Annotated in this window: 14 protein-coding genes and 1 tRNA gene; 12 read left to right on the top strand and 3 right to left on the bottom strand. The window is 26.3% G+C overall.

Translation table 11 applies throughout. The features are described 5' to 3' along the window. Positions 1-57: 57 nt before the first annotated feature. Positions 58-1788 (bottom strand): YhjD/YihY/BrkB family envelope integrity protein, encoded by a 1731-nt coding sequence (locus tag Q0J90_RS11290; protein WP_297278003.1) that lies wholly within the window; start codon positions 1786-1788, stop codon positions 58-60. Positions 1789-1839: 51 nt separating this feature from the next. Between Q0J90_RS11290 and Q0J90_RS11295 the strand changes: the two genes are divergently transcribed. Continuing rightward, positions 1840-1920: transfer RNA gene (locus Q0J90_RS11295), tRNA-Leu, on the top strand. Positions 1921-1926: 6 nt separating this feature from the next. Here the strand turns inward: Q0J90_RS11295 and Q0J90_RS11300 are convergent. Then, the gene (locus Q0J90_RS11300) at positions 1927-2199 is read right to left on the bottom strand and encodes a hypothetical protein (RefSeq protein WP_297278004.1); all 273 of its coding nucleotides are present in this window, start codon (positions 2197-2199) and stop codon (positions 1927-1929) included. A gap of 40 nt (positions 2200-2239) precedes the next feature. Next, a complete protein-coding gene (locus Q0J90_RS11305; RefSeq protein ID WP_297278005.1) occupies positions 2240-2611 on the bottom strand; it encodes a hypothetical protein in 372 nt (123 codons plus the stop codon). A gap of 137 nt (positions 2612-2748) precedes the next feature. Here Q0J90_RS11305 and pepT point away from each other — a divergent pair, with 137 nt between their 5' ends. From pepT to Q0J90_RS11360, 11 genes are all read left to right on the top strand, one after another. Continuing rightward, on the top strand, positions 2749-4002 hold the full coding sequence (pepT, locus tag Q0J90_RS11310) for a peptidase T (protein WP_297278006.1): 1254 nt from the start codon (positions 2749-2751) through the stop codon (positions 4000-4002). Positions 4003-4072: 70 nt separating this feature from the next. Next, positions 4073-4246, top strand: a complete 174-nt coding sequence (locus Q0J90_RS11315; protein WP_297278016.1) for a hypothetical protein — start codon at positions 4073-4075, stop codon at positions 4244-4246. Positions 4247-4568: 322 nt separating this feature from the next. Next, positions 4569-5369, top strand: coding sequence for a thymidylate synthase (locus Q0J90_RS11320; RefSeq protein ID WP_297278007.1), 801 nt, complete (start codon positions 4569-4571; stop codon positions 5367-5369). Positions 5370-5390: 21 nt separating this feature from the next. Continuing rightward, entirely contained in the window at positions 5391-6965 is a 1575-nt protein-coding gene (locus Q0J90_RS11325) for a DNA methyltransferase (protein WP_297278008.1), read from the top strand. Positions 6966-6980: 15 nt separating this feature from the next. Beyond that, positions 6981-7769 (top strand): TdeIII family type II restriction endonuclease, encoded by a 789-nt coding sequence (locus tag Q0J90_RS11330; protein WP_297278009.1) that lies wholly within the window; start codon positions 6981-6983, stop codon positions 7767-7769. Further along, positions 7766-8269, top strand: a complete 504-nt coding sequence (locus Q0J90_RS11335) for a dihydrofolate reductase (protein ID WP_297278010.1) — start codon at positions 7766-7768, stop codon at positions 8267-8269. Before Q0J90_RS11330 ends, Q0J90_RS11335 begins: the two co-directional genes overlap by 4 nt. 144 nt (positions 8270-8413) lie before the next feature. Then, a complete protein-coding gene (locus Q0J90_RS11340) occupies positions 8414-9487 on the top strand; it encodes a tetratricopeptide repeat protein (protein ID WP_297278011.1) in 1074 nt (357 codons plus the stop codon). A gap of 30 nt (positions 9488-9517) precedes the next feature. Further along, complete coding sequence (locus tag Q0J90_RS11345; protein WP_297278012.1) at positions 9518-10252, top strand: gamma-glutamyl-gamma-aminobutyrate hydrolase family protein; 735 nt, start codon at positions 9518-9520, stop codon at positions 10250-10252. 345 nt (positions 10253-10597) lie between these two features. Beyond that, positions 10598-10984: a GrdX family protein gene (locus Q0J90_RS11350; RefSeq protein ID WP_297278013.1), complete on the top strand. Its 387-nt coding sequence runs from the start codon at positions 10598-10600 to the stop codon at positions 10982-10984. 25 nt (positions 10985-11009) lie between these two features. Then, entirely contained in the window at positions 11010-11969 is a 960-nt protein-coding gene (gene trxB, locus Q0J90_RS11355) for a thioredoxin-disulfide reductase (RefSeq protein WP_297278014.1), read from the top strand. Between the two features lie 323 nt (positions 11970-12292). Beyond that, on the top strand, positions 12293-13579 hold the full coding sequence (locus Q0J90_RS11360; RefSeq protein WP_297278015.1) for a glycine/sarcosine/betaine reductase component B subunit: 1287 nt from the start codon (positions 12293-12295) through the stop codon (positions 13577-13579). The last annotated feature ends 61 nt before the right edge of the window (positions 13580-13640 follow it).

A 13640-nucleotide genomic window follows, 5' to 3' on the forward strand; every position in this document is an offset into this window, starting at 1 on the left:
ACCTCAATGTACGATTTATATAATAATTATATATTATATATGGAATAAGTCAAATTATTAACTCTTATTATACTTATAATGTACCAAATTTAATAAATTTGTATTATAATCTTTAGTTGTTATAGCTTTATTCTGATATATTATATTTTTATATTTATCATTAGAATTTAAATTTTTATTTCTAAATCCTCCGTCCATTTTTAATGCATGTATAATATCTCCTATAGTTATTGATTCCGGCTGACATCCTAATGAATATGATATGTTTGAACCATTAACCACTTTTATAACATACATAGATTTTTCCAAAGGTTCTGAGATTTCATTTATTATAGTAGGGGCAGTTTTTAATTCTTTGGCTAATTCATACATTGTTATTGCTTTTTTTCTATTTATAAATCTGTAAGCTATTATGTGCATAAATTCTAATGCTATAACTTCTTTTTCAGCAAAAGATAATCTTATACTGTTTTTATCTACACCATAAGATCTGCAATACTGTATTGAATATGTAAGTTCCGCCCCAAATAATATAATTATCCATACTATATATAATAGCAATAATAATACTGGTATTTGGGCAAATGAACTTGCTGATGATAATTCGGCAGGCGCTATGCTAGTTAACATATTATCCTCACTGCTTATTACTACCACATCATTTATTTTGAAGCTGTATTTTAATAGTTGTTCCTCTATATTTGGTGAGAAGTTGCTAAAATTAAGAATATTAGTTGAAACAGCCTCTTTTTCATATCTAGCTGCCGCTAAACCAGTACCTATATTTTCTTTTATAATATAATTTACTCTTTCTAATTTAATATTAGATACATTTTTTAAATTTATTTCTCTATTATTGTTAATAGCATTATTAATAATACTTATATTTTCATTAGTTAAATATTCATTGGTTTCTATACTGTCAATTTCTGCATTACTATTATAACTGTTTATTTCTTTGACAATATATTCTATTTTGTATTTATCACTATCAAATATCTGTTTATAATTTTTTACATTTATATTTAGCCTAAAATATACACTGAATAAAGATATTATAGTTACAGCTACTAAAACGGATGATATGGCGGCATTAGACCAATTTACTTTTGTTTGAGGAACTAATACATAGGAAAATAAAATTAATATAGACATTGCTATTATAGGTGTTACCCATGATAATAGTATGCGTATTAGGGTAGGGAGATTATGCAAACTTATAGATGTATAGGTTATTAAAGTGAAAGATATACCTATTAATATAGGTATTAAAAATAATAATGCTATATAGTTTGCAGCCACCCTAGGTATAGATGTTTTTATTTTTACACGCCATATTTTTATTAGACAATTTTGTATATTATGCAGTATTAATGCTGTACTTATTATAGTAGATATTACTCCTATAATTCCAAAGCTGGCTAAATCTGTATTATCTGCAATATTAAGTATCTGCCTAACCATTGGTTCATAAAAAGGAGCATTTTTTTCCATCCATTCAAATATAACTACAAATATATTCTGGTATATATTAAATATTCTCAATATGAAAAGCCCTACTATTAATGCAGGTATAAAAGACAATGTAACAAGATATGTTAAAGATGCTGCTCTTATGGTACAGTCATCTTTAAAAAAATCTGTTACAGCAAATACTATAATTCTATATGTATCTATAAAGAATCTTTGTACAGGTTTGAATGCATTTTGATCTAGGTTATATATGTCTTCTGTGAAGAATACCTTTAATTTATTAAAAAATTTTTTAACTTTTTGGATTTTAGTCATAAAACACTTCTTGCAAAAAAAAATTATATAATGTATAATATATAGACAAAAGCGAGGGTGGCGAAATTGGCAGACGCACTAGACTTAGGATCTAGCGCCCTAGGCATGAGGGTTCGACTCCCTCCTCTCGCAAATATATTATTCTTTTTTATCATCTTTATCTATTTTATTATCTTCTATTTCTACGGAAAATTTACATTTATTACACACTTTTTTGTACCCTGTTGATGTTTTTATAATTCTCATAGAATTTCTGCAGTTACAGAACGGACAATCTTCATGATTTCTAAATACTACCATTGATATTAAATCTACAACTTTACTTATTCCGGAAACGAAGAATAATATTCCAAACATTAATATAAATATAATAATAATTATTATAAAAAATATAAGAACTAATAAATCCACTTTTTAATAAATCCAAATAAAAGATATTTAACATTATATATTAAATATATGATTTTTTAAAGAAATCTGAATATATTTTTATCATATTTGTATTAATATATTTTATTGGGAAAGCTGACCAACTGTCTAATTTATTATTCCATAGTCTGTAATAATAGTTTTGACCTTCTTTTTTCCATTCATAGGTTAATATTTCATTACTTGCCGAACTATTGTAATTATAATTATTACTGTATTCTATCTTATTATTATTGAAAAAAGTATATCGCTCATATTCATTATTATCATTTTTAAATATCCATGTACCTACAAATCTTGTATCTACAGTAGGTTTTTCTACGCTTATATTTTCTTTTTTTTGGCATGAAGTGATAGTAAAAAGCAATATTATAATTAGATATAGTTTGTACATATTATACCTCAAAATATATTTATTTATAATATCGTAATAAAAATTATAAAATAAAAATTTCTATTGATGATTATTTTTTATTATTATATATAATACATTTATTTGTATATTCTAATTGTATTCTAAAAGAGGGCAGTATGTTAAACGATGATATCAAGAAATTTCAAATAGATAGTTTTTTTAAATATGTTTCAATACCAAGTCAAAGCATAGCAGGAGCAAAAACACTTCCAAGTTCTGAGGGGCAAATGAAGCTTGCTAAAGTTCTTGCTGAAGATTTAAAATCTTTTGGATTAAATGATGTAATTGTAAATGAAAATGCAATAGTTACAGCACTTCTTCCTAAAAATAAAGATAATACATATTCTATTGGTTTTGTATCACACCTTGACACTGTAGATATAGGACTTACAGGAGATGTTTTTCCTCAAATACTTAAATTCAAAGGTGAAGATTTATGTTTGAATAAAGAAAAAAATATAATATTTAAAGTATCAGATCATCCTGAAATTAATAATTATATGAATAATGATATTATATTTTCTGACGGCACAAGCGTATTAGGTGCGGATAATAAGGCGGCAATAGCTACTATTATGTCAACTTTAAAATATATAATAGATAATAATATTGAGCATGGTGATATATACATAGCTTTTGTACCGGATGAAGAAATAGGACTGCTTGGTTCTAAAGCATTAGATTTGACTGTATTTAAACCAGATTTTGCCTATACAATAGATTCATGCGAAATAGGCGAGGTGGTATATGAAACATTTAATGCAGGGAGTGCTTCCATAGATATAGAGGGTGTAACAGCTCATCCTATGAGTGCTAAGGGAGTATTAGTTAATCCTATACTCATAGCAATAGATATGGCTAATGAATTCGACAGAAAAGAAACTCCTGAAAATACTGAGAAAAAAGAAGGATATATATGGGTTCAAGGTATTGGAGGAAATCAAAGAAATGCATATTTAAAACTAAATATAAGAGATCATAATAAAAAACTCTATGAAGAGAAAAAGCATAAAATAATAGAAGTTGTTGAGAAGTACAAAAGATTGGAGCCTAGAGCAAAGATAGAATTAACTATTGAAGATGTTTACGGAAATATTGCAGATTCTATAAAAGATGACAGATTTGCCATAGATGTTATATACGAGGCTATGAGGAATCTTAATATAGAACCGAAAACTATATCTATGAGAGGCGGTACAGACGGTTCTGCTTTATCAGTAAAAGGGCTTTTAACTCCTAATTATTTTACATGGGCTCATAATTTCCATTCTATATATGAGTTTTTGCCTATACCTTCATTTCATAAGAGTTTGGAAATTACACTTGAAATAATAAGAATTGTATCAAACAGCAATATAAAACAAAATTAATACTTTTTATTATATACAGCAAAAATTATAAAATTTGACAAATAATGTTATTTTTTATTATAATGTTTACATGGATAACGGTTTTAAAAATATAAAATATTTTAATACATTAAATGACTATTTTGTTATATACCTTTTTTCTGATAAAGGAAGTGAAGCAATATTACTTGGTTTTATCAATTCAATAATGCTTGACTCTGGAATGAAGACTTTTAGGTTTGTTGAGATTTATTTTATATCATAAAAAATTATCTAAATAAAAGCAGTGATTTTCTTCAAAAATATGATAAAAAAACTTACAGTAATAAATTAATAATATTTTAATGGAGTTATAATATTAGATTATAAAGTAAAATTATTATGATAACTCAGATGATTTAAATAATGGTAAATATTCTAAAAATCATATTTATTTTTTCTTTTTTTGTTAATGGCATATTATAAAATTATAGTATGCATGTTAATTTTTATTTTAATTTAGACATAATGTTTCTATTGATAAAATATTTTAAACATATATAATGTCCTTCTATTAATTAATTAACCAATATTGAGGTATAAAATCTATGAAAAACTATTTAGAATTATTGAAAAAAGTATTGGAAGAAGGCGAGGAAACTTTAGATAGAACAGGGGTAGGAACAAGAAGAATATTCGGACCTCAGTTAAGATTTAAATTTGAAGGGAATAAAATACCTATTATAACAACTAAAAGAGTTTTTATGAAAGGTGTTATTATAGAATTATTATGGTTTTTGCAAGGATCAACAAATATCAAATTCTTATTAGAAAATAATGTTCATATATGGGATGAATGGGCTGATGATATGGGCGAACTTGGACCGGTATACGGCAAGCAATGGAGAGCTTGGGAAACTAAAGAAGGCAATAAAATAGATCAAATATCCAATATAGTAAACACATTAAGGAATAATCCTACAAGCAGAAGGAATATTTTGAATGCTTGGAATGTAGGGGAGATTGATAAAATGCATTTGCCTCCATGCCATATGATGTGTCAGTTTTCAGTTAATAGTAAAGGCGGAATAATTACGCATTTATACCAGCGTTCTGCGGATTTATTTTTAGGTGTGCCTTTTAATATAAGTTCTTATGCTATACTTACAAGGCTTTTAGCTATGCATAGCGGACTTCATGCTTCAGAGCTGATAATGACTTTTGGGGATGCTCATATTTATAATAATCATATAGAACAGGTTAATACTCAGATTTCAAGAGAACCTTATGAGCAGACTACAGAATTATTTATAGAGGAACGTCCTAATATATTCAGCCATGTTTATGAAGATTTTAGATTAGAGGGTTATAAATATCATCCTACTATAAAAGCGGAGGTTGCAGTTTGATTTTTAAAGGTTTATTTATAAATGAATAAATATGATTTAATAACGATAAATGATGCAGCTGTTTGGGCTTCTAAGTATACAAATAAAGTGGTAACTATATCTAATATTAGTTATTTAATTCAATATGCTTTAATAGATAAAGTTATAAATAATGGTATTGCGTATATATCACAATCAGATTTAAAAAAATATTATGATAAAAACAAGAGAGAATTAGATTGGAAAGAGAAACTTGGAAATGATTTAAATTGGAAATTATCGTTTGATGATTTAAAAGAGTCAGATACAACTAAACATGTACATAGGATTCATCCTTATAAAGGAAAATTTATACCTCAGCTTGTAGAGTATTTTATAGATTCGCATACGGATGAATTTAAAAAAGATGTTTATTTTAAAAAAAATGATGTAATATTAGATCCTTTTTGTGGAAGCGGTACAACTCTTGTTCAGGCTAATGAGTTAGGTATTAATGCTATAGGTATAGATATATCAAATTTTAATTCAATGATATCAAATTGTAAAGTAGATGAAATAGATTTGATAAAACTTGAAAATATTATATGCATATTTACTAATAAATTAGAAAATTATGTGAAAAATAATGTAGAATTTGAAAATGAACTTAATAATAAATTATTTGAATTTAATAATATATATTTTAATACATTAGATTATAAGAAGAAAGTTAGAAATAAAGAAATAGATCCTAAAATATACGGTAAAGAAAAAGAAGATGAATTTTTAATAATTTATAATAATCTAATAAAAAAATATAATATAGAATTATACAATAATAAAAATAATGATTCATTTATATATAAATGGTTTATTCCTAGTATAGTTAATGAATTAGAATATATGAGTAATTTAATAAAAGATATAGATGATGTAAAAATAAAAGATATTTTACAAGTAATTTTAAGCAGAACTATGCGTTCATGTAGGGCTACTACTCATTCTGATTTGGGTACATTATTAAAACCAGTTATAACAACTTATTATTGTAGAAAGCATTATAAAATATGCAAGCCTTTATTTTCTATAACTAAGTGGTGGAGTAAATATTCTATTGATACTATTAAGCGTCTATATGAATTTAATAAATTAAGAACTAATACTCATCAATTATGTATAAGTGGAGATTCAAGGACTATAGATATTTTTTCTATTTTGAGGGATATAGATAATGACTTTTATGAATTTGTAAAAAATAAAAAAATAAAAGGGATATTTACAAGTCCTCCATATATCGGTTTGATAGACTATCATGAGCAGCATGCTTATGCTTATGATTTATTTGGATTTGATAGAAATGATAATTATGAGATAGGAGCTTTATTTAAAGGTAAAAGTTCAAATGCTAAAAATGAATATGTAAAAGATATATCTCAAGTATTAATTAATTCTAAAAAATATATGATAAATGATTATGATGTGTTTATTGTTGCTAATGATAAATACAATTTGTATCCTATAATAGCAGAGAAATCTGATATGAAAATAGTTAATACTTTTAAAAGGCCTGTATTAAATAGGGTTGAAAAAGATAAGTCAGCATATTCAGAAATTATATTTCATTTGAAAGAATTATAAATTTTAGGAGTTATTATGGCATTAACTAAAAAACAGAAAGATTCTATAAAAGAAAAACTATATACTGTTTTAAGAAATAAATTTAAAGATTATAAACCAGAAACTACATCAATGCCTTTTCATACCAGATTGCTTGGTAAAGACAGAATGGCTTTGTATTCTTTCATACAATCGTTAAATACTAATTTCGGTACTTCTATATTTGAGCCATTAGCTGTTGAGTTAGGTAAAGATAGATTTGAAATTATTGATAAACAAGTTGAGGCAAAAGATATAATTACATCAGAAGCACAAATAATAATACAAAATATAATGGATGATCTAATATCTGCTAATAAAACTCCTAATAGAAATGAGGAACTTAACTTAATAAAAAAAGTATGTAAATTAGGTGAACCTAAAAAAATAAAATTAACAAAAATAGACATTTATATTGAAAATGATAATGATATATATTTAATAGATTTGAAAACAGCAAAACCAAATAAAGGTGAATTTAAAGGTTTTAAAAGAACTTTACTGGAATGGTCAGCAGTTAGTTTGTATTATAATAGTGAGAAGAATGTTCATACTTTGATAGGAATACCTTATAATCCTTATGAACCAAAACCTTATGAAAGATGGACTATTGCAGGAATGCTTGATTTAGAAAAAGAATTAAAGGTAGCTGAGGATCTTTGGAATTTTATAGGTGGAGATAATGTATATAATGATATTTTATTATGTTTTGAAGAAGTTGGTATTGAAATGAGAAAGGAGATAGATGAATATTTTTCTAATTTTTTAAATAAGGGTAATAAATGATAATTTCATTAATTGCGGCAGTTGACTCTAAAAACGGAATAGGATTAAATGGCATTATGCCTTGGGGACATATTAAAGAAGATATGCAGTTTTTCAGAAGTACAACCATGGGGTATCCTGTACTTATGGGACGTGTAACTTTTGAGTCTTTGGGATGCAAACCTCTTCCTAAAAGAAAAAATATTGTTATATCATCTAATATTAATGAAGAACTTATAAAACAGTATGACAATTTAATTTATGAAAAATCTTTTGAGAATACTATTTCTAAATTGTTATTGGATAAGAATAATCAAATATTTATAATAGGAGGGGAATCTATATATAGAAAGGCTTTAGATTATGCTGATAAAGTATATCTTACTCATATAAATAAAGATTATAATTGTGATAGATTTTTCCCAAATATTGATAAGCATTTATTTAATTCCAATCGATTAAGTAACTTCACATATAATGGTATAGATGTGAACATTATAGAATATAATAGGATAAAATAGTTGCAAAATATAATAACTGCTATATAATTTTACAATAGATAAATATTTTTACTCATTTTATATGTAAATCTTTTTACTTATTTTATAAATAAGCTGAAATTGTAAGTATATATATTCTTTATTATTTGTTTTAGGAGTTTATTTATGGATAATCGTGAGTATTTATTAAAATTGGCTGATGAGGCATTTAATAAACAAGATTATAATAAAGCCATAGAATATTTTGATAAGTTAATTTTTTATTATGGAGATATTATTGAGCTTTATAATAATAGAGGATTATCTAAAAGCAGTATAGGAATGTATGAAGATGCAATAAAAGATTTTGAAATGGTCATAAGTATGGACCCTAATTATGTACATGCTTATAATAATATAGGATTAGTTAAACATAATCTTGGGCATTATGAAGAGGCTATAAAATACTATAATAAAGCTATAGAGATAGATTCCAATTGTATTCAGGCTTATAATAATATAGGACTTTCCAATTATAATTTAGGTAATTATGAAGAAGCTATTAAATATTATAATAAAACCATAGAAATATCACCGAACGCTCATACATATAATAATATAGGATTGATAAAAAATGATTTGTGTATGTATGAAGAGGCTATAGAATATTTTAATAAGGCATTGGAATTGGATAAAAACTATTTTAAAGCTTATTATAATATAGGGTTATCAAAATATAATTTAAAAATATATGATGAGGCTCTTGGATACTTCAATAAAGCTGTAAAAATGGATAATAATTATGTACATGCTTATAATAATATAGGCATAGTTAAGCAGGATTTAGGAATGTATGAAGAGTCTTTAGAATATTTTAATAAGGCATTGAAATTATCTCCATATTATTCTAAAGGATATTACAATAGAGCTGTATCAAAAATTAAATTAGAATTTTATGAAGAGGCAATAAAAGATCTTAATAAAAGTATTGAATTAGATTCAAAATGTTCTTTTTCTTATCAGAAAAGAGGAGAAGCAAAGTTAAAATTAAAATTGTATAAAGAGGCAGCAGAAGATTTACTCAAATCTATAGAGTTGGGTAATTCAAATGAGGATATATATTTTAATATTGGATTTTCTTACTATAAACTATCATATTTTAAAGATGCTTTATATTATTTTAATAAAGTTCATAATAATAAAAAAGTAAATATGTTAAAAACTATATCTAAAATTAAATCAATTTTCATTAAAAAATAATATACAATAAATAAAAATGTTGGAGTTTATATGAAACCTATAATAGGAATAAGCGGAAGTTTATTAAGTATTAAAAGCGATGATGAGTTTTGCGGTTATGAAAGAGCTTATGTTAATGATGATTATGTGCTTTCTGTAACAAGAGCCGGAGGAATTCCATATATTATGCCGATTGTAGATGATGAAGAGGATATAAAGGTTCAAGTATCCCGGGTGGATGGAGTTATACTATCAGGGGGATATGATATTGATCCTTTTTATTGGAATGAAGAGATTCATTACAAATTAGAAAGAATTTTCCCTAGAAGAGATGAATACGAATTAAAACTTATAAAATATGCTTTGGAGATGAAAAAGCCTATACTTGGAATATGCCGTGGGCTGCAAATTTTAAATGTATATTTTGGAGGTACTTTATATCAGGATTTATCACTTATAGAGAATTGCTATATAAAACATAATCAAAGTGCTAAGCCTTATGAGACAACTCATACTTTTATAACTAAAGAAGGCAGTGTAATAAGAGATATATTAGGAGAAAAGATAAGAGTAAATTCATATCATCATTTAGCTATAAAAGATTTAGGAAGTAATTTAAAAGCTACAGGCTATTCTGAAGATGATATAATTGAAAGTATAGAATATATGGAAAATGGAAATTTTGTGCTTGGGGTTCAGTTTCATCCTGAAATGATGCATGCCCATCATGATTTTGCATTAAATATTTTTAAAAGACTTGTATTTGTATCAGCTAGTAACTTATAATTGTATATATTCATTAGTTTTATAAAATGCTTAAAATGTATAAAGCTAAAAAATATTGTTTTTATTAAAAAAAATATGATTTTACAAAATTATATATATTATTAATAAATTATGATGGTATATACATATTTTTGTGAAATAAAAGATGAAATATGAAAATAATATTTCTTAAAATAATATATTTATTATACATAATTTTAGTGTTATTTTAAATTAAATAGTTTTAGAATGAAATATTATAAATAGTAATTATTTATTTTATATAAATATTTTTTTAATAAAGTAGAATATTGTTGTAATAATAACTTGACAAATATTTAAAATAATATAACATGTATATATAATATGAGCGGTAAAAAAACTATATTGATAACTAACAATCCAAAAATTGCTGAAGAAGTAAATAGTAAAAATATAGAAATAATGTATTTTCCTGATTCAGATTTTATGGATATACTTTATAAGGCTAGGGATCATGTTCATTTGTGTTATAAGCTTTTGACTCATCCTATAGTAAGCAGTATAAAGCCTTATGAAACTCCATATAAAAGTATAGTTCTTGCTTATAATAATGTTGTTGATATAGAATCTTTAGAGATGATAGAGAGTTCTATAGCTTTAACAAGAAACTTTTTAGATAAGCCTAGAAGGAAATTAACGGAAACTATAGACGAAGACTTTAAGTTAATAGATTTTAAACTTGTAGTTGGTGCTATAGAAAGTTTATTATAAAATTGAATAATAGAAGGGAGATTTTATGGGTAACTTATATGACTGTATTATAATAGGCGGCGGTCCTTCAGGTTTAGCTGCTGCCATATATTCTGCTAGAGCTAGATTAAAAACTGTTCTTTTTGAAAAAGGCAGTTTCGGCGGACAAATCAGTATAACTGATGAGATAGCTAACTATCCAGGTTTTTTTGAGGAAACAGAAGAAGGACAGCATCCTAAAAACCTTATAAATAAAATGATAGAGCAGGCTAAAAAATTTGGTGCCGAAATAGAACATAAAGAAGTAGTAGATGTTAAATTAGAGGGCAAGATAAAAGAAGTAAAACTTGCAGACGGCTCTACTTATGAATCTAAAGTTGTTATAATAGCAACAGGTGCTCAGCCTAGAAAATTAGGATGTAAAGGTGAGGTAGAATATACTGGTAAAGGTATTTCTTACTGTGCTACATGCGATGCTAACTTCTTTGAAGGTTTAGAAGTGTTCTGTGTAGGCGGCGGTGATACTGCAGTTGAAGAAGCAATGTATTTATCTAAATTTGCTAGAAAAGTAACATTGATAGTAAGAAAAGATTATGTACGCTGTGCTAACTCTATAGAGGAAAAAGCTAAAGCTAATCCTAAAGTAGAAATTAAATTTAGAACAGAGCTTTTAGAAGTTAAAGGTGATGGTATAGTAGAATCTGCTATATTCTTAAACAATGAAACAGGCGAGCAATATGAATATAAAGCAGATGAAAATGACGGAACATTTGGTGTATTCATTTTTGTAGGTTATGTTCCTTTAACAAAATTATTTGAAGGTAAAGTAAACATGCAGGATGGCTACATTGTTACAGATGAAGAAATGAAAACAAATGTTGAAGGTGTATTTGCTTGCGGAGATTTAAGACCAAAAATGTTGAGACAGGTTATTACAGCTACAGCTGATGGTGCTATAGCAGCTATTTCTGCTAACAAATATATTGAAGAAAAATTTGCTGATTAAAAAATAAAAAAGTTGCATTATTTAAAAATAATGTTATATTTAAAATAAATATTTAAGGAAGAAAGTAATGAGATTTAATGTTTGAGTAAACAATTCATATTGCGGTGCAATTAGTAATCTTTTTGTTAATAATTTATTTAATAAAATAGGGTTTTATAATATGCATATATTAGGTCGTTTAGTAGTTAAATCTTTAATTTCTTCTGGGTTAATTTTTGTAAATAAGAGTGATAGATATATTGCATAATATATTTATCACTCTTTTTTTTGTTTGTTTATAATTAATATATTATTTATAAAAAACTTTAAAAAAAGGAGACTATATGAAGTTAGAAGTAGGCGAGATTTATATTAAAGATATAAAGCTTGACAAAATTTCAAGAGTCGAGAATGGAGTACTTTATGTAAACGAGGAAGAGGTTGCAAAAATTGTACTTGAAGACGATAAGTTAAAAAGTGTAAAAGTTGATGTAGCTCATCCTGGTGAATCAGTACGTATTACTCCTGTAAAAGATGTAATCGAACCAAGAGTAAAAGTTGAAGGCAGAGGCGGAATATTCCCTGGAATGATATCCAAAGTAGATACAGTTGGAGAAGGTAAAACTCATGTGTTGAAAGGTGCAGCTGTTGTTACTTGCGGAAAAATAGTTGGATTCCAAGAAGGTATAATCGATATGACAGGACCTGGTGCTGATTATACTCCATTCTCAAAACTTAATAATTTATGTTTGTTAATAGAGCCTGTAGAGCCTATAGAAAAACATGATTATGAAGCAGCAGTAAGAGGTGCTGGTTTAAGAGTAGCTACTTACCTAGGTAAATTAGCTAAAGACTTAACACCAGATAAAACTTTCAGTTATGAAACTAAACCTATATTTGAACAAGCAGCAATGTATCCTAATTTGCCAAAAGTAGGTTATGTATATATGCTTCAAACACAAGGTTTATTACATGATACTTATGTTTATGGTGTTGATGCTAAAAAAATAGTTCCAACATTTGTTTATCCAACAGAAGTTATGGATGGAGCTATAGTAAGCGGTAACTGTGTATCAGCTTGCGATAAAAACACAACTTACCACCATTTAAATAACCCTATAATTAAAGCTTTATATGAAAGACATGGTAAAGATTATAACTTTATGGGTGTTATTATTACAAATGAAAACGTATTCTTAGCTGATAAGATGCGTTCATCAGATTGGTCATCTAAATTAGCTAAATATTTTGGCTTAGATGGTGTAATAGTATCAGAAGAAGGATTTGGTAACCCAGATACAGACTTGATAATGAATTGTAAGAAAATTGAAGCACTTGGTATAAAAACTTGTCTTGTAACAGATGAATATGCAGGAAGAGATGGATCTTCACAATCATTGGCTGATGCTGATGTATCTGCTAATGCTGTTGTATCAGGCGGTAATGCTAACGTTATTATTAATTTACCAAAAATGGATAAAGTAATAGGTATGTTAGACTTTACAGATAAAATAGCTGGCGGATTTGACGGATCATTAAAACCAGACGGCTCTATAGAAGCAGAGATACAAGTTATTACTGGTGCTACAAACGAATTAGGTTTTAACAAATTTAGTGCTACAGGACTATAATCTAGTATTGTGATACTGAGTTTTTAAAATATAAACAAAATTTTAGGAGGAAAGCCATGAG

The sequence above is a fragment of the uncultured Brachyspira sp. genome (assembly GCF_944390595.1).
In the GTDB taxonomy this organism is placed as follows: Bacteria; Spirochaetota; Brachyspiria; order Brachyspirales; family Brachyspiraceae; genus Brachyspira.